The sequence below is a fragment of the Heyndrickxia coagulans DSM 1 = ATCC 7050 genome, assembly GCF_000290615.1.
GTDB lineage: Bacteria > Bacillota > Bacilli > Bacillales > Bacillaceae_C > Weizmannia > Weizmannia coagulans.
This window is the reverse complement of the sequence record NZ_ALAS01000027.1, coordinates 1-18,184: the sequence shown is the minus strand read 5'-3', so window position 1 is coordinate 18,184 and position 18,184 is coordinate 1. Positions and strand designations below refer to the sequence as shown.

The window sequence follows — 18,184 nt, the reverse complement described above, 5'->3', positions numbered from 1 at the left end:
AGGATCTCCGGCGCGCGGACGCGAACCGGAGATCCTTTTTGTGCGCCATTCAAGGCCTTGACATACATAAGTGTACGGCCAAGGCCTTGTTTTAGCGGACTTCAACCCACCCGTTTTTAATGGCGGTTACCACCGCCTGGGTACGGTCTTTTACTTTTAATTTTTGCAAAATATTGCTTACATGGTTTTTCACTGTTTTTTCACTTATGTATAAAGCATCTCCAATCGCCCGGTTGCTTTTTCCGTCCGCGAGCAGCTGCAGCACCTCGCACTCGCGCGGCGTGAGCAAATGCAGCGGCGGGACAACTGCCGGCGGCTGCTGATAGGCGCCGCCCGGTGTATAGCGGTTCGACAATTTGCGGAACTCTTCCACGAGATTATGGGTAATTTTCGGATGCAGGTAACTGCCGCCTTCAGCAACCACCTTCACGGCTTCAATCAGCGCATCGGAATCCATTTCTTTTAGCAAATAACCGGTTGCGCCCGATTTTAATGCGTGAGTGACATACGATTCATCATCGTGAATGGAAAGAATAATAATTTTTGTTTCCGGGTAGGCCTCGATCAGCTTTCTTGTTGCCTCTACCCCGTTTTGGTGCGGCATATTGATATCCATCAGGACAACATCCGGATGGTATTTTTCAATAATGCCGAGCGCCTCCTCGCCGTCTTCCCCCTCGGCTACCACTTCAAATGTTTTTTCAAATTCCAAAATTCGCTTGACGCCCTCCCGGAACAACTGGTGGTCGTCAATAATCGCAATTTTTACCGTCATGGTCACCTTTTCTCCTTTTCCAAGTCTAATTGCATCGGGATTTGGATAATCACCAATGTTCCCGCTCCTCTTTTTGAATGGATGGAAATTTCACCATTTAAAAGGCTGACTCGTTCCCTCATGCCGACAATGCCAAAAGCCCCTTCGCGAATGCTGCGGACATCAAAACCGGTGCCGTTGTCTTTGACTGTCGCGATAAAACTGTTTTTCCTCAGCTCCGACTTCACCTGGATTTCTGTTGCCTTCGCATGCTTTAACGCATTTTGGACAGATTCCTGGATGAGGCGGAAAAGCGCGATTTCATAATTGGTCGGAAGCCTTCGTTCTTCCCCGAGATGCCTGTATGTAATAACCGGGCTCCCTTTATAGTTTTCAATCGTAGACAAATATTTTTTTAGCGTCGGAATCAGCCCGAGATCGTCTAATGCCATCGGCCGCAAATCGTAAATAATGCGCCGCACTTCTTTCAATGAATCGCGCACCAGTTCTTTTAACGTGCGCATTTCAGCAATGGCTTCCTCCATGCCATTTTCATGATAAATTTTTTCCACCAGGTCGGAACGGAGCAGCATGTTGGCCAGCATTTGTGCGGGACCGTCGTGAATCTCCCGGGAAATACGTTTCCGCTCTTCCTCCTGCGCTTCAATGACACGCAAACCGAATTCCTGTTTATGCTTTGCATCTTCAATCGCCTCACTGATATTTTGCAAGTCGCTTGTTAAATAATTTAACACGACCGTTGTTTGCGAGACGAGATGGTTGGCCCGATCAATCGTATCCTTTAATGAATACAGCCTGCGTTCCAGTTCATTTCTTCTTTCACGCAGCTGAAGTTCGCGCTGCCGGTTCATGGACAGCTGGATTTGGATCGTATGTGCCTTCTCATAAGCTTCGCGCACCTGCTTTTCGGAAAAGTCCCGGAAATGCTGGCTTACTTCCGCCAGGCGCCGCCTTGCAAATTTGGACTTCGTTTCCAGCTCGTCTGTCTGCTCAATGACTTTAGCCACTGTTGCTTTGACTTCCTCAAGCTCATTGATGAGCGCATCGTAATCCTGGCGGCATCTTTCTCCGATTTCAAAAATTTCGTGTTTGCTTTCTTCAACTGTTGCAACCATTTTCTCTAGGATCGCATCCAATGCTTTGGAGTCGAATGTTTTAAAAGTCATCTTACTTCCCCCAAAAGGTATAATAAAGGCTTATCCGAAAGCAGGGCAAGCCACAGCACACACGCGGTTAATGTTATTTTAGCGCGAAAACCGCCGGTAAACGATCAGAAAATAAAGTATAACCGTATATCAGGACTATTTTCCCAGGTACTTTCGTAGGAAAACACGACCCGATATACGGCAGTTTCAACATATTCTTATATACTGAAATTATATCATACAAAAGCATGTTATAATGAGAGAAAAACAGGTTTTGCTAAAGGAAGGTTGCAATGTTAAAAGAATATTATACAGTCAAAGGCGAGGCTGTGCATGAAATAGATATCCAGAAATCACGGTTTATCGCCCATGTGAAGCGGGCGGAATCGGAAGAGGAGGCGCTCAGTTTTATCGCTTCTGTGAAAAAGAAGCACCGGGACGCTAATCACAACTGTTCCGCTTATATGATCGGTGAGCAGAATCTCATTCAGAAAGCATCGGATGACGGCGAACCGGCCGGCACAGCGGGCGTTCCAATGCTGGAAGTGCTGAAAAAGAAGGATTTGAAGGATACGGCAGTCGTGGTGACGCGCTATTTCGGCGGGATTAAACTCGGAGCCGGCGGGTTGATCCGTGCGTACAGCAAAGCAGCTTCAGAAGGCATCAACGCATGCGGCATCGTCAAAAGGACGCTTACCGCCACTTTCCATGTCAAACTGGATTATACGTGGCTCGGAAAAGTCGAGAATGCGCTGCACCATTCCCCTTATGAAATAAAAGAAATCCGGTACCTCGGGCAGGTGGAGCTGGATATTTATGTAAAAGAAGGGGAACAGCATGCTTTTGAAACGTGGATTTCAGATTTAACGAACGGGCAGGCGGATGTGGCCGAGGGAGAAAAACTTTATTTGGAAACGGATGTTGCCCGGTAAAGAGAAACGCACAAATTGGAAAAAGCAGAAGCGGAAAGCCCGTCATCCGGCTTTCTGCTTTTTTATACCGCAAACGGCTGAACAAGCGCTGAGCCGGACACAACCGGCCGTGGCGGGAGATACTGAAATCTCAGCCAGATTGACGTAAAATTTGGGACTTGCAAAACAGGTTTTCAGCCGGCCGGAACGTCATCATCGTTACAATGACCAGGGGCTGCCAAAACCGCAAACCCGAAACTGCCAGTTGCGGTTGTGTGCAGGTACCGCCCCGGATTATTTATTGCGGGAACGGCCCCGGTGGATCCGGACGGCTATGACCGGTTTTTTATAAAATTTAACAGCGGCTTATAATCTTTTCCGACCAGGCCGATGCTTTCAACGAAAATTTCAATTGTAATCAGGATCACACCGATAAAAATGAGCGAGCCCCAAAGCGTCGCCATCGAGAAGATAAAGGCGGCGAGGCTGAACATGGCAGCAATCGCATAAATAATCAGCACGACTTGGCGGTGTGAAAAGCCGAGGCGCAGCAGGCAATGGTGCAAATGCGACTTATCCGGGGCCGATAAAGGCTGCTTATGGACAAGCCGGCGGATAATCGCAAAGAAGGTATCCGAAATCGGCACACCGAGAATAAGCGCCGGAATAATCAAGGAAATAAAAGTTACATTTTTAAAGCCGAGCAATGACAGCACGGAAATCATGTAGCCGAGAAAAAGCGCGCCGGTATCGCCCATAAAAATCTTTGCCGGATAAAAATTATAAAATAAGAACGCAATCGTACTGGCCATCAAAATCAGGCCGAGCACCGTCACATAGGCGTCCCCCATAATGATCGCCATGCCGGAAATCGTCAGCAGTGCAATCGAGGAAACCCCCGCAGCCAGCCCATCCAATCCGTCAATTAAGTTGATGGCATTCGTGACGCCGACAATCCACAAAATCGTCAGCGGGATGCTGAAAATCCCAAATTCCAGCTGTCCGCCGAAAGGAAGATTGATGAATTCGACATGAATGCCGCTTAAAACGACAACCAGTGCGGCTGCCAGCTGGCCCATGAGTTTGACGCGCGGCGACAGCTCTCTTATATCATCAATGATGCCCGTTAAAACAATAATCAAGCTGCCGAGCAAAATAGGCAGCGAATGCGGGTTGTCCGGCTGAAGCAACAGCACGCCGGCGATAAAACTGATATAAATGGCGAGGCCGCCTAAACGGGGCATGACTTTCATATGGACTTTCCGCTGGTTCGGCTTGTCAACTGCCCCGATCCGGATCGCCAGTTTTTTGATCAGCGGCGTCAGGAGTATTGTGAGCATAAAGCATATAAACAAGGTCAGGAATATCAATGTGCTGCCTCCTTTGGTTGATCATAACCAATAAGGATTGAAGTGGTCGTGAACGCGCCACCGATGCCTGAGCATGATAACCGTTTCACTTCTTCTCGAAAACATCATACCTTAACTTTCTTAACATAAGCTTAAAAAAATATTTACCCGAAATTCACTGTAATCATTATAATTGTTCTCCGACAATTTATCCACTATCATTTGAGCGAATCTACTATTTTTCATGCTTTTTTTCGCAGTGGGATGGCCGCCAGCGGTTTTTTGCCGTGCCCAAAAAACTGCAAAAAAGGGCATCCCTGGCCATTTTAGCGTCAGGATGCCCTTGGAACAAGAATCGCGTTGTTTAAGCGAAGCGGCCGGCATCTAAAAACAGGCCTTTTTAGCGGCCACACGGGCATCCGTGCCGCTCCCCGGAATACTGCTTTTTGTGCCGGAATTGAGCTTTACCGTTTTCTGCAGGGGGATGGCCGGATGGCCGTTGCAAATTTTACTTATCGAAACAGATTTACGGCTTTATTCACGACAAGCCCGCTGCCGCCGCGGTGTTTAACATCTTCAATCAGCATCGCAACAAGCATATTCGGGTTTTTCTCGTCATATACGACGAAAAAGCCGTTTTCTTTGCCGTTTTGGTCTTTTTGGCTCTTTTTCAGTTCAGCGGTGCCCGTTTTTCCCGCAAGCTGCGCCCCGGAGATATTGGCAGCGTGCGCCGTGCCGGACGGATCCGCAACAACCTGGCGGAGCATGCCGGAAATCTCCCCGCTAGTTTTGCTGCTGACAGCATGTTTCCAAACTTTTGTTTTTTCACCCGCAAGCAAATTTGGCTTCAGCTCATCGCCGCTATTTAAAAACGGCGTGTAGCTGATGGCGAGATGGAGAATATTCATTTGCATCTGCCCCTGGCCGTAACCTGTGTCCGCAAGCTGGATGTCGCTGCTGAACTTGCCGGTGGACGAAATTTGCGATGCCTTTAACGGATACGCAAACGGAATGTCTTCCCCGAATCCGAAACCCTTCAGGCCTTTTGCAAATTTGTCCGCCCCGATATCAAGCGCGGTTTGGGCGAAAAAGATATTATCGGATAACACTAGCGCTTTTTCCATGTTTTCCGGGCTGTTGTTGGCGTGGACGCGGGTCACTTTATAGCTGCCCCAGTCAGCGCTCTTTTGCCATGAAGTCCCTGTAATCGTTTTTGTTGCCGCGGCTGTTGTAGTCCCGGTATCAAGCGCAATGGCAGCTGTGACCGGCTTGATCGTTGAACCCGGCGCATACGTAAGGGCAAACCGGTTAATGAGCGGCTTACCCGGATCTTTTTCAAGCTTCGTGTAAGTGGAAGAAGACATGCCTGAAATAAAATCATTCGGGTCAAAAGCAGGCGTGCTTACAAGGGCAAGCACATCACCCGTTTTCGGCTGGATGGCCGCGGCCGTGCCGGCATCCCCCTTCATTTGATTGTAAATTTTCTTTTGCAATTCGGCATCGATTGTGACTTTGATATTTTCGCCGTTTTTTACTTTTTGTTCAGCAACGGTGTAGGTGCTTCCGTCCTGCTTCTCAATGTAAATCTTTTCACCTGCCCGGCCGCGGAGCTTTTGGTCATACAACTGTTCGAGCCCGCGCTTGCCGATTACACTCTCAGCAGTATAGCCTTTCTTTTCCAGCTTTTTCAGTTCTTCGCCAGTGATGGCACCGATATAGCCGGTTAAATGCGCAGCGGCTTTCCCGTAAGGATAAACGCGGGCATCAACCGTTTGCGAAGAAAAGCCCGGGATGGATGTGACTTTTTTTACGAGATCCTTCTTCTCCATTGGGACTTTTTTTAATGGGACAAACAAATGAGGCTGCACCCAGTCCTCGTCCAGTTTTTGTTTGATTTCATCTGCTGGCATGCCAAGCAGGTCGGCAGCTTTTTGCATATCCGCTTGTTTATCCCCTTTCAATTGTTCCGGAATGACGCCAATTTGGTACACGCTGCCGTTTTGGGCCAATGCTTTTCCGTTCCGGTCCAAAATTTCCCCGCGGACAGCGTTTTGTTCGGACACTTTAATCGTATCCCCTTTGGCCAAATGCGGGAGAATGAGATCCGGCTTCCAATCAACATACCAGTTTTCTTTTTTGTCCCGTTTTTCCTTTACAAGCGCCACTTTATCCTTGTAGGCGACTTTTCCGGCTGAGGTTTGGAACGAAATTTTGACCGGTACGGTAACTTTCTCTTTGTTTTTATAGGCGTCTTTATCCAACGGTTTGTATGAAACATTTAAATCTGAAACATTCAAGTCCCCGTACACTTTTTTGTACCGGTCCGCCACCTCTTTTTTCGCATACGTTTTCTTTGTGGAAGCCGATACATAACTTTGGTACATTTCCGCAAATTTTTCCTGCTCCCACGCTTTTACATAATCTGCAAGGCGTTCATTCGGTGTCGGCGTTTTTTCGCAACCGGCAAGGGCCGCAAAAACCCCCAGCAGCAAAGCAACTACGAATACATATTTCCTCAAAAAATCTCCTCCCTGATACCGGCAAGCTTCCAACTTTTGAGAAAAAAATGGAGAAGTTTGCCGGTTTTTGTGTTACATTTGTATTAGATAAGAAGAACTAGATTTGGAGGTAAGAACGTGGACACCATTACACAGTTAAAAGCAGACAACATGCGCAAAAAAAGCCTTCTGATGTTTATTACCTTGCTTGTTGCCCTGCTCGTCATTTTTGCAGCCTATCTGTACAAACAAGAGGCCGGAATGGCTGTCCTGTACGGAGTGGAAATTGTTGTTCTTCTGGCCCTGTATTTTGCACTCGGGCGCGCCATGAAAAAATTCCGCCTGTTTTCTTATGCGAGCGTCATCATTTCTTATTTGTTCAGAATATATGCCATCCTTTTTGTCCAAAACAGCTTCTCCGTAAATATTTTGTTTTTCTTTCTGCTTGCTTATGCGGCATTGCAGTTTGAAAATGTCCTTTTCTTTATCGGAGCCGGCCTTGGCATTGCCGGATTTCTTGCCAGCTACTGGCTGCCGGCCGCCGATGCGGGCCTCATTCACAACCTGGTCCCGACCGCTGTGCTCTGCTATATTTTAACCGCAATTTTATTATACGCCATGATCTACCTGCATCAAAATTTGATGGATTCTTTTCTTTTATCCATAAAGAAAACGATTCAAACCATGGAAGACCAAGGCGCGGCTTACCGGCAGGAAATGGCAGCAATCATTGACCGCGTTTCCAATGTGAACGACAATATCCAGACCAATTTGCACGCCCAGAACGAAATGAAATCCGCCGTTCATGAAATCTCTAAAGGCAGTGTAACCCAAAGTGAGCAGATTGCGCAAATTGCCGGACACGCCGGGGATACGGTGCAATCGATGGAATTTTTAACACAAATGTCCGGTGAACTGACAAACGAATCACTTGAAGCACAGGAAACGGCAAAAGCCGGGGAAAAGGCGGTGGAAAATTTAACGCTTGAAATCAGTGATGTGGTAGATACGATAATGGAGTTGAACAACACATTTACAGTGTTAACGCAAAAAGTGGAAGAAACGAATACGTTTACCGACAGCATCAAACAAATTACGGAACAGACGAACCTGCTTGCGCTGAATGCTTCGATTGAAGCGGCACGCGCCGGGGAAGCGGGCCGCGGGTTTTCGATTGTTGCCGATGAAATCCGGCGCCTTGCGGAAACGACACACGAGACAACCGAAAAAATTAACCATAATTTGGCTGATTTGAATCAAAGCAACGCGGCGGCACGGGATAAGCTGGAATTAAGCAGCACGCAAATTTTGACGACAGCGGAATCAAGCCAAAATGTAACGACCTATTTCCGTAAACTATTAAAAACTTTAAACGGGCAGGTTGAGAAGTTTAAAGAATTCGATACGTTATCCAAAAAAGTGACCGAAAAGGCGCATGGCGTGGAAGGCGCATCAAGCGAACTCGCGGCCATCATTCAAGAAACCTCTGCCAGCCTGGAAGAAATGTCAGCCACGATTGAAAGCTTAACGAATGACCACCATACGATCGCAGAAACGCTCAACGAAGCGGCTGTCCAGGCGGAGCAGTTCCGGGCAAAAACCGAAAAAATGCAGAAAAAGTTTGCCGATCAAATCATTTAGCAGACGGCCTGCCGTTTTTCCGGACAAGCAGAACATATCCCGGTCCTGGTTTTCCTTTCCGCGCATGCGTGTACGGCCGCTTCCAGGGTAAATTTGTTTGCACCGTTTTCCGGGTTTTACATTTTGCGCATGCGCATACAGCCGCGGGTTTTGCCGGAAAAGGAAAAACGCAAACAATTGCCGGTTTTTCCTTTTCCGGCAAATGCGGAAAACGGCCGCCCGGGTTTTACAGGGGAGCCCCGCGTGAGGGATAGGCATTTTGACCAGCGGCCCCGCTGTTTGACCAAAATGGTAAATCCATCCATTCCCAGTAGCACCATCTGCTCCATTTCGCTGTTTTGCGCCGCTTTCATTGGAAAAAAGTGCAATCTTTTCCTATAAAATGCCGAAATGGGGTACCATTGTGAAAAAATTTTGATAGAATGATAAATAGAGAGATAAAAATATAAATGGAGGTTACACGAGTGTGAGAAAGAAAACAATCTTTTCTGTTGCCGCTACAACCATTCTGGCCACTTCGTTTACATCGCAGGCATTTGCCCAGACATATAAAGTCAAAAAAGGGGATTCCCTCTGGAAAATTGCAAAGAAGTATAATACGTCCGTCGGTGCATTGAAATCAACCAACCATTTGGCATCCGACACGATTTACCCGAACCAGGTGCTGAACGTTTCGGCGTTCCAGGCAAAAGCTTCGGCCCGTTCTGTTTCGGCCCCATCCTCTTCTGCCAAAACGTACACGGTCAAATCGGGGGATACATTAAGCGCGATTGCCTTAAACCACGGCATATCGGTTTCAAACTTAATAAGCTGGAACAAACTCTCTTCATCGCTGATCTATCCCGGTGACGTATTAGCCATTTCCAAAGGGGCAGGTTCCGATACCCCGTCCAGTTCAAGCAGCAGTCCAAGCAGCAGTCCGCGTCCAGCTGGCAGTTCGAGTTCCACGACTACATACACAGTAAAAAGCGGAGACACATTATCCGGCATCAGCAAACAGTTTGGGACATCCGTCAGCAAGCTCAAATCTTTGAACAATTTGAGTTCCGATTTGATTTTTGCCGGCCAGAAGCTGAAAGTAACCGGCAGCAGCCCGTCCGGTTCTTCCACATCGGGAACGGCAGGTACTGCAAATTCAGGCAGTTCCGGCTCCACGGCTACAGCTACATACACGGTTAAAAGCGGAGACACGTTATCCGGCATCAGCAAACAGTACGGGATCGCCGTCAGCAAGCTCAAATCTTTGAACAATCTGAGCTCCGACTTGATTTATGCCGGCCAGAAGCTGAAAGTAACCGGCAGCCCGTCCGGTTCTTCCACATCGGTCACAGCGGGCGATACCACTTCAGGCAGTAGCCATTCTGTATCGTCTTTGATCAGCATTGCGAACAGCTTAATCGGCACACCGTATGTTTGGGGCGGCACGAGCCCGTCCGGATTTGACTGCAGCGGCTTTATCTGTTATGTATATAAAAAAGCCGGGTACGATATTTCCCGTACGACTGCAGCAGGCCTTTATAACCGTTCTTACTATGTGAGCAGCCCGAAACCGGGAGATCTTGTCTTCTTTGAAGGCACGTACGGAACCAATCCGAGCGCGATCACGCATGTTGGTATCTATCTCGGCGGCGGCCGGTTTATCGCCGCGAATTCCGATGGCGTGTCAGTTTCTTCTGTCAGCTACAATTACTGGAAATCCCATTTTGACAGCTATAAACGTTTGTATTAATTTGCCGTTCTATAAATTGAACTAAAAAACCGCGGAAGATTCCGCGGTTTTTTTTGCATCTGTACCGGCTTGCCCCGGCATGACCTGTTTGACCCTTCCTACATATAAAATTTAAAGCGGCTGCCGGCGTATTGCGCTTTGACATATTCAAACGGCGTGCCATCCGAAAGCGAAGTTACGCGTTCAATGGACAGCACCGGCGAACCTGGGGCCACTTTTAACAGTTTTGCCAGCCGTGCGCTCGCCGCAACGGCTTCAATTGTCTGGACCCCTTTTCCGAGCCGCAATCCCTTTTCGCGTTCGAGAAACTGGTAGAAAGAACGGTTTAATTTCTCTTCCGTAAGCCCTGCCGAAATCCTTGCCGGGGTGATGATCGATTCGAATACAATCGGGATCTCATCCCCGTAACGGAGCCGCTCGATATGGAGAACGTGTTCCGGCTCTTCCAGCGCGAGTGCCTCCATTTCCTGCACGGAGGCTTCCCTTTCCAGAAACGCCACGATTTTATTCGAAGCTTTCATCCCGCGCTCTTCCATCAGCCGCGTAAAACTCATCCGCCCTTCCAAAGGCTGCTCCACCTTATGTTCGCTGACAAACGTGCCGCTTCCCCGTTTTCTCATTAAAATGCCTTCATCCACCAAACCTTGTACCGCCTGGCGGACTGTCATTCTGCTCACTTCAAAAAGTTCGCTTAGTACCCGTTCAGACGGAATGGCTTCACCTGTTTTCCATTCCCTCTCCCTAATTTTCTTCCGGATTTCTTCCTGAATTTGAAAGTAAATCGGGATCGGGGAGGTTTTGTCAATCATGGCGCTTTCCGGCATCCTCCAGCAAAGAAGCGGCATCTGCATCAGCAACGACAACGACATCCGGATGCATTTGCAGAACGGATGCCGGGCAGGCTTCGTCCACCGGCCCTTTGATCATGCTGCGGACTGCTTCAGCTTTGCTTTTGCCGAATGCCAGCAGAACGATTTTTTTCGCGTCCATAATCGAAGCAATCCCCATCGAAAGGGCGCGGTCCGGCACATCTTCTTCTCTTTCGAAAAAGCGCCGGTTTGCTTCCCGCGTCGATTCGGTCAGTTCGACAATATGCGTTCTGGAATGGAAGGAAGTGCCCGGTTCATTAAAGCCGATGTGCCCATTTTTACCGATGCCGAGCACTTGCAGGTCGACCGGATGCAATTTTAAAATTCTTTCATACCGCGCGCATTCTTCTTCGAGGTCTTCTGCCGTTCCATCAGGCAGATACGATTGTTTAAAATTCATATGCGAAAACAGTTCTTTTTCCATGTAATAGTGGTAGCTGTGTTCATCTGTATCTTTGAGGCCCACATATTCATCAAGATTGACGGTGGTGACATTTGAAACGTCCAGTCCGGCATTCCGCATGTACGCATACAGTTTCAGCGGCGTGCCCCCTGTCGCAAGCCCGAGCGTGCGGATTTGCCCTTCCCGGATCCCTTTTTCGATCAGTTCATAGGCGTATTTTGCTGCTTCATCGCTTGTTTTAAAAATTTCCACGTTCATTTTTATCCCCGCTTTCCAAGATCATCGTTTTTTAATCTGTCTTTCCTGGCCATCAGACACATTTCTTACACGCATGGTCCACAGCAGGTTGCGTGTTATCCCGCTTTCCAAAATGATACGTTAGTTTAACGTGCCATGGTGCATCCAGCGGGACAAAATCGGCATCTTTCCAGTTTTAGCCGGGACCGAACCCGCACGCCTGTGGTTGGCAACAGTTTATGCGCGTTATCCCTGCTCTCCAAGATGGTATGTTGTTTTGACTTGCCATTGTTCATCCAGCAGTACGAAATCGGCATCTTTACCAGCTGCCAGGCTTCCTTTTTGCGTGAGGCCGAACTCGCGCGCCTGGTTCACGGAAGTCATCTGTACCGCTTCCGAAATGGAGCAGCCGGTAAATTTCATGATGTTGCGGAACGCATCGTCCATCTTTAAGATGCTGCCGGCAAGCGCACCATTTTCAAGCCGGGCTTCCCCGTTTTTCACCAGCACTTTCTGGCCGCCGAGCTCCGACTCCCCGTCCGGCAATCCTTTCGCCCGCATCGCATCGGTAATGACGGAGATTTTTTCCGGCCCCTTTATTTCATACGTGAACTTCACCATATCCGGGTGCACATGGAGGCCGTCAGCAATCAGTTCCACTTGTACATAAGGTGACAGCAACGCATGCCCTGCAACGCCGGGCTCGCGGTGGTGCAGGCCGCGCATGGCATTATAAAGATGGGTCGCATGGGTTGCCTTGCTTTGTAACAGTTCAGCACGGACGGCATCTGAATGGCCCATGGAAGGCACGATGCCGCGTTCAATCATCACATTTTCAAATTCCCGTGCACCTTCATTTTCTGGGGCGTAGGTGACGAGCTTAATAAGATTCCCGGAAGCTTCAACCCATCTTAAAAACAGTTCCGTATCCGGCGCCTTGATATATTCAAGCGGCTGGGCCCCCGCTCTTTTTTTTGAAACAAACGGCCCTTCGAGATGAATCCCTTCGATCGTTGTGCCCCCTTTTTCTTTTGCCGCTTTCACGGCACGCAAGGCGGCTTCGATTTTTCCGTAATCCTGGGTCATCGTTGTTGCGAAAAAGGAAGTTACACCTTCCTTCCGCAATTTTTGGCTTAATGTAACGAGCGCCTCCGGATCGGCATCCATCGCATCAATGCCATAACCGCCGTGGATATGGACATCAATCATGCCCGGGATGGCTGTCATCCCTTTCCCGTCGATCACTTCTTCTCCTGCTTTCGGCCGGTAATCTGCCATTTTGCCGGTTTCAATGATTTTATCTGTAAACCGGATAAATCCGTCTGCAATATGTTCATTTCCTGTATAAAGATTGCTGTGAATCAGCACTTTTTCCGCCAACGGAAAACACCTCTTTTTTAAAATTTATATAGTTGTCTATACCAATTATCATTTATTGTGTTTCAGTTGTCAATCTTTATTATGGAGAAAGGATTTCTTTTTATACAGGTTCTTTCCTGATTGTCTGTAAATCTATTTTTCCGCGGTAAGTTGAGATATACTAGAAAAAGTGCAGAACGAACAAATCATGGAGGATTTTTTATGAAGCAAACCAATATCAAGGCGGTCACGATTGCTTTGTTTGTGGCCACCTTTTTAACAGCCATTGAGGGAACCATTGTCAGCACCGCGATGCCGCGGATTGTAAGCGATCTGAAAGGGATCGGCGTGATGAACTGGGTATTTGCCATTTACTTGCTCACTTCCGCGGTAACGGTTCCAATTTTTGGGAAGCTTGCGGATTTGTACGGCCGCAAAAAAATTTTTACGGCCGGCACCATTGTTTTCCTTGCCGGTTCGACATTGTGCGGTCTCGCCGGTTCGATGGGGCAACTGATTGTGTTCCGTGCCATTCAGGGAATCGGGGCCGGGGCGATCATGCCGGTTACGAATACCATCGTTGCCGATATTTATCCGCATGAAAAACGGGCGAAAATGCTCGGGTTTATGGGAGCGGCATGGGGCATTGCCGGTGTCATCGGGCCTCTTTTCGGCGGTTTCTTTGTCGACGAGCTCACCTGGCACTGGATCTTTTTCATCAATCTCCCGTTTGGCTCGATTTCCGTTTTGATGGTCATCCTGTTTTTACATGAGCGGGTGGAAAAAACGGAAAATGCGATTGATGTATGGGGGGCTGCCACCTTTTCCGCCGGGATGCTCGCATTGCTTTACGCCCTGCAAAAAGGCGGGGATACAAACGACTGGGGAAACCCGGTGATCTTGGGATTGTTAGCAGGCAGTGTCATTCTCCTTGGTTTATTCATTTTGATTGAATACCGGCATCCGGATCCATTAATGCCGCTTTCGTTGTTCCACATCCGGGCCATTTCGGTTTCAAATCTGGTTTGTTTTTTGGGCAGTGCCGTTCTGATGGGGATTAACGTTTATATTCCGATGTGGATCCAAGGGCTTGAAGGGCATGGCGCAACGCTATCCGGGCTCATGCTGGCACCGAGCCCCGTCCTGTGGATGCTCGGCTCTTTTGCCGGCGGAAGGCTTCAGCTCAAATACGGGGACCGTTTGGCGTTTTTAACGGGAATGGCCTTCATTTTGGGAAGCACAGTCTGGCTCAGCCTGTTTTCATTGGGAACGCAGGAATGGAGTTTTTACGTTTTCTCCGCCATTTCCGGATTCGGATTTGGGATTGTCATGACGATCTCGCTCGTTTCGGTGCAGTCGGCGGTGGACTGGTCATTGCGCGGGGCGGCGACGGCATCGAATACATTTTTCCGGAATCTGGGGCAGTCGGCCGGTTCCGCTGTATTCGGTACGTATTTTAATGCAAAGATTGCCGGGGAACTTGCGAAAGGCAATCCGGGCGGGTTTACGACGAATTCGCTGAACAGGCTGATCAATCCGGAAAGCGCGGGCCGATTTTCGGAAGCAGCGCGCGAATGGCTGCGGCATGTGCTTTTTTCAGGCATTCATTCGATTTTCATCCTGCTTGCCGTAATTTCACTTGTTTGTTTTCTTCTCTCTTTCGCGGTTCCGAAAGCGGAAGGGAAAAAGGGGCTGTCCTGATACGCGGGGCTGCCTCTTTTTTGTTTTTCAGATGATTCCGGCAGGGCAGTTGCGGATTTTAAAAAAAGCCGCCCCTGTTTGCGGGACAGCCCTTTGTTTACCATTGATACGGTGTTTCCTGATATACATAATAGTTCAGCCAGTTGGAAAACAGCAAATAGCTGTGCGAGCGCCACGTATGGAGCGGCCTCTCATTGGCATCGTTATTCGGAAAATAATTTTTCGGGAGGGCGGTGCCAAGCCCCTTTTGCTGATCGCGCACATATTCATCAGCGAGGGTTGTTGCATCATATTCCAAATGGCCGGTGATCATAATATTTTTCCCGTTTTCATCCATTACAATGAACGGCGCGCCCTCTTCCGATATGGAAACGAGCTGAAGTTCCGGATGGTTTTCAATGGCTGCGCGCGCAACATCCGTATAACGGGAATGGGGCGCGTTAAAAACCTCATCAAATCCGCGGACCAGCTTAACCATCGGCAAAAACAAGCGGTGTTTGAAAATGCCGAAACACTTTTCCGGCAGTTCGTACTTCTCAATGCCATAATGGTAATACAATGCAGCCTGCGCACCCCAGCAAATATGTAATGTCGACGTGACATTGGTTTTGGTCCAATCCATGATTTTCTTCAGCTCGTCCCAATAATCCACCGCTTCGAAGTCCATTTTTTCAACTGGGGCGCCGGTAATAATCATCCCGTCAAAACGGCGGCCTTTCACTTCGTCAAAAACCGTGTAAAAATGTTCTAAATGGTAGCTGCTGACGTTTTTGGATTGGTAAGTCGACGTCCGGAGAAAAGTGATGTTGACCTGCAACGGCGTATTGCCGAGGAGGCGCAGCAGCTGCAACTCCGTTTTTTCTTTTTCCGGCATTAAATTTAAGATTAATATATTCAGCGGACGGATATCCTGCGTTCTCGCCCTGTCCTCATCCATCACAAAAATTTTCTCTTGTCTCAGCAGCTCTCCGGCAGGTAAATCTTTCGGTATATTGATTGGCATTTTCAACGTCTCCCCCATACTCAGTTGTCATGTATTTTTCATTATATCGGTTTTCTGCCGTTTGCTGCAATATTCTTGATAGACAGACATTTTACGGATGGGATACGATCAGCGTCAGACGGCCTTCCAGTTCAAAATTGCCAAATCCGGACGGAAGCAAAAAATGCATCCCTTTTTCAAGCGGATAAGTTTTTCCGCCGGCTTTCATGGCCCCTTCCCCGTCAAGCACACTGGCCAGTTCGAACGGTTCGTTTTGCGTAAAAAGTGCGGTCCCTTCTACATCCCATTTATATACAGAGAAAAAGGCTTCCTTCGCAAACGTTGTGATGGTAACGCCCGGTTTTTCTTCCGTACGGGGGCGGACTGCGGCATCCCGGTGCGGTATCATCGTAACATCAATCGCTTTTTGCAAATGCAGTTCGCGTTTGTTGCCGGCAGCATCCGTCCGGTCGTAGTCATAAACGCGGTACGTTGTATCACTGCTTTGCTGCGTTTCGAGCACAAGTGTCCCTTCGCAAAGCGCATGAATCGTCCCGCTTGGCACATAGAAAAAGTCCCCCGGGTGAATCGGCACTTTGCGCAGCAGGCTGTCCCATTTTCCTTCTTCAACCAGGCGGACAAATTCTTCTTTCGTTTTGGCATGATGCCCGTAAACGAGCTGTGCGCCTTTTTTGCAGTCAATGATGTACCAGCATTCCGTTTTGCCGAGTTCTCCATTTTCGTGTTCATTGGCGTATGCATCGTCCGGATGAACCTGGACCGATAAATCTGCATTTGCATCGAGGATTTTTGTCAGGAGCGGGAATCCTTTTCCAGACATTCCGCCGAATACGTCACGCCTTTCTTCCCACAGTTCCATCAGCGTTTTGCCGGCAAATTCGCCGTTTTTTACAGTTGACGGGCCGTTCGGATGGCCGGAAATGGCCCAGCACTCCCCTGTATGGTCAGACGGGATGCGGTAACCGAACCGGTCCCTCAGCGCGGTGCCTCCCCAAATTCTTTCTTTAAAAACCGGTTCAAGAAATAAAGGCTCGGTCATACAAATTTTCCTCCTTGAAAGGCAATCCTTTGCTCAAATATGAACAAAGCATTTTCAGTCCTTTTCATTATAGCATACCGCTCCTGCAGCCGCGCCGTCAGATTTCATACAATTCGATCGGAAGGCCGTCGGGATCCTGGAAAAAGGTGAATTTTTTCTCTGTAAGCGGGTCAATGCGGATTTCTTCTACTTGAATGCCCATTTCTTCAAGCCGCTTTTTATCCGCTTCTACATCGTCCGTTTCAAATGCAAGATGCCGCAAGCCCGCAGCTTCCGGGAATGTCGGGCGCGCGGGCGGATCCGGAAAGGAAAACAGTTCGATCTGATATACGCTGCCGACCGAAAGATCCAGTTTGTAGGAATCACGTTCTTTCCTGTATACTTCCCGCACCGGCTCCAAACCGAGGCAATCCACATAAAAATGCTTTGATTTTGCATAATCGGAACAAATGATGGCAATATGGTGAATGCGTTTCAACCTTGGAACTGCCATTATTTCCCCTCCTTCCGGTATGTCCAGCCTTCTTGCTGGTAGACGGTGCCGTTTTTCATCAAACGGCCGAGCGCACGTTTAAACGCCGCTTTGCTGATGCCAAACCGCTCCTGAATCTCTTCCGGCATGCTTTTATCCCAATACGGCATTTTTCCGCCGCGCGAATCCATATAGGCAAGGATATTTTCCGCATCTTTATCCAATACTTCATAAGCGCGCCCTAAAAGCGAGATATTCAGCGTCCCGTCCTCTTTTACATCAATGACGCGGCCTTCCACTTTCTGCCCGAGGCGCGGTTCGTCGTCGCGCTGCGATTCATGGATAAAACCGATATAGCCGTCATCTGTGATGATGGTCGAACCCGCTTTTGCCAGCCGGAACACATGCCCGGTGACATCTTTGTTCCACATTTCCCTGCCGGCTTTTTTCGCTAAATCCCTGACTATGTTTTCCCCGGCTAATTTTGCGAATAATCGCCCATGTTTGTCAAGATCAAGGGTAATGTATAAATGATCGCCTTTTTCCGGCCAGAGCGAGCGGATCGGGGGCAGGTCATCAACAGAAAGAAGCATATCTTTGTGAATGCCGATCGAAACGAAAACGCCAAGTTTTTCTTTGGTGCCGGCAACTTCCGCCCAGCCGGATGTCCCCAGCCGGATGTCTGGAATCACGTTTGTCGCGGCCAACCTCCCCTGATGGTCCTGATATAGAAAGACGGTTTGCACCGCTTCCGGATCAAAGGGTTCCGTAATATCCCGGTGATGCAGGAGCACGTCTTCTGTCCCGTTAGATAAAAAATAACCGAACGGCGCTTCCCGCACCACCGTAAGTTCGGCAACGGTTCCTGGTGTTAAATCCATTGCAGCAGTTTCCTCCTCCGTAAATCGTTTGCTTCATAATAGGTAATTATAACATTGATCGGCGGAAAACATGATTTTATTTTGAACAAGGAGCATTCCTGTAATGAAGGAAATTTGAGGTTTGCACAAAAAAGAGCCCCCCTGGTATGATACGAGGTGTCCAGAGCTTCAA

General features: G+C 48.5%; 15 protein-coding genes. 4 read left to right on the top strand and 11 right to left on the bottom strand.

Features of this window, described 5'->3' with window-relative positions; genetic code table 11:
* Positions 1-91: 91 nt before the first annotated feature.
* Both IC21_RS00835 and IC21_RS00830 read right to left on the bottom strand, forming a co-directional pair.
* Positions 92-775 (bottom strand): response regulator, encoded by a 684-nt coding sequence (locus tag IC21_RS00835; protein WP_013858603.1) that lies wholly within the window; start codon positions 773-775, stop codon positions 92-94.
* 2 nt (positions 776-777) lie between these two features.
* Complete coding sequence (locus IC21_RS00830) at positions 778-1,941, bottom strand: sensor histidine kinase (RefSeq protein ID WP_029143125.1); 1,164 nt, start codon at positions 1,939-1,941, stop codon at positions 778-780.
* Between the two features lie 272 nt (positions 1,942-2,213).
* Here IC21_RS00830 and IC21_RS00825 point away from each other — a divergent pair, with 272 nt between their 5' ends.
* Complete coding sequence (locus IC21_RS00825; protein WP_013858601.1) at positions 2,214-2,852, top strand: YigZ family protein; 639 nt, start codon at positions 2,214-2,216, stop codon at positions 2,850-2,852.
* Positions 2,853-3,163: 311 nt separating this feature from the next.
* Here the strand turns inward: IC21_RS00825 and IC21_RS00820 are convergent, their stop codons facing one another.
* Together IC21_RS00820 and IC21_RS00815 are read right to left on the bottom strand one after the other, a co-directional pair.
* The gene (locus IC21_RS00820; RefSeq protein WP_013858600.1) at positions 3,164-4,201 is read right to left on the bottom strand and encodes a glycosyltransferase family 4 protein; all 1,038 of its coding nucleotides are present in this window, start codon (positions 4,199-4,201) and stop codon (positions 3,164-3,166) included.
* Between the two features lie 491 nt (positions 4,202-4,692).
* Positions 4,693-6,699, bottom strand: coding sequence for a penicillin-binding transpeptidase domain-containing protein (locus IC21_RS00815; RefSeq protein WP_029142731.1), 2,007 nt, complete (start codon positions 6,697-6,699; stop codon positions 4,693-4,695).
* A gap of 117 nt (positions 6,700-6,816) precedes the next feature.
* Here IC21_RS00815 and IC21_RS00810 point away from each other — a divergent pair, with 117 nt between their 5' ends.
* Both IC21_RS00810 and IC21_RS00800 read left to right on the top strand, forming a co-directional pair.
* On the top strand, positions 6,817-8,319 hold the full coding sequence (locus IC21_RS00810; RefSeq protein WP_029142732.1) for a methyl-accepting chemotaxis protein: 1,503 nt from the start codon (positions 6,817-6,819) through the stop codon (positions 8,317-8,319).
* Between the two features lie 466 nt (positions 8,320-8,785).
* Complete coding sequence (locus IC21_RS00800) at positions 8,786-10,048, top strand: C40 family peptidase (protein WP_029142734.1); 1,263 nt, start codon at positions 8,786-8,788, stop codon at positions 10,046-10,048.
* A gap of 98 nt (positions 10,049-10,146) precedes the next feature.
* Here the strand turns inward: IC21_RS00800 and IC21_RS00795 are convergent, their stop codons facing one another.
* The 3 genes from IC21_RS00795 to nagA form a co-directional block, all read right to left on the bottom strand.
* Positions 10,147-10,857, bottom strand: a complete 711-nt coding sequence (locus tag IC21_RS00795; protein WP_013858594.1) for a GntR family transcriptional regulator — start codon at positions 10,855-10,857, stop codon at positions 10,147-10,149.
* The gene (gene nagB, locus IC21_RS00790; RefSeq protein WP_029142735.1) at positions 10,850-11,578 is read right to left on the bottom strand and encodes a glucosamine-6-phosphate deaminase; all 729 of its coding nucleotides are present in this window, start codon (positions 11,576-11,578) and stop codon (positions 10,850-10,852) included. The genes IC21_RS00795 and nagB overlap by 8 nt, the downstream gene beginning before the upstream one ends.
* A gap of 225 nt (positions 11,579-11,803) precedes the next feature.
* On the bottom strand, positions 11,804-12,937 hold the full coding sequence (gene nagA / locus IC21_RS00785) for an N-acetylglucosamine-6-phosphate deacetylase (protein WP_029142736.1): 1,134 nt from the start codon (positions 12,935-12,937) through the stop codon (positions 11,804-11,806).
* A gap of 201 nt (positions 12,938-13,138) precedes the next feature.
* Between nagA and IC21_RS00780 the strand changes: the two genes are divergently transcribed.
* Positions 13,139-14,617 (top strand): MDR family MFS transporter, encoded by a 1,479-nt coding sequence (locus IC21_RS00780; RefSeq protein ID WP_029142737.1) that lies wholly within the window; start codon positions 13,139-13,141, stop codon positions 14,615-14,617.
* 97 nt (positions 14,618-14,714) lie between these two features.
* On the opposite strand, the gene metA is transcribed toward IC21_RS00780, so the two are convergent.
* The 4 genes from metA to IC21_RS00760 form a co-directional block, all read right to left on the bottom strand.
* On the bottom strand, positions 14,715-15,620 hold the full coding sequence (gene metA, locus IC21_RS00775) for a homoserine O-acetyltransferase MetA (RefSeq protein ID WP_019721663.1): 906 nt from the start codon (positions 15,618-15,620) through the stop codon (positions 14,715-14,717).
* Between the two features lie 91 nt (positions 15,621-15,711).
* On the bottom strand, positions 15,712-16,659 hold the full coding sequence (gene manA, locus IC21_RS00770; protein ID WP_029142738.1) for a mannose-6-phosphate isomerase, class I: 948 nt from the start codon (positions 16,657-16,659) through the stop codon (positions 15,712-15,714).
* Between the two features lie 97 nt (positions 16,660-16,756).
* The gene (gloA2, locus tag IC21_RS00765) at positions 16,757-17,152 is read right to left on the bottom strand and encodes an SMU1112c/YaeR family gloxylase I-like metalloprotein (protein WP_029142739.1); all 396 of its coding nucleotides are present in this window, start codon (positions 17,150-17,152) and stop codon (positions 16,757-16,759) included.
* On the bottom strand, positions 17,152-18,012 hold the full coding sequence (locus IC21_RS00760; protein ID WP_029142740.1) for a CvfB family protein: 861 nt from the start codon (positions 18,010-18,012) through the stop codon (positions 17,152-17,154). Before IC21_RS00760 ends, gloA2 begins: the two co-directional genes overlap by 1 nt.
* Positions 18,013-18,184 lie beyond the last annotated feature (172 nt).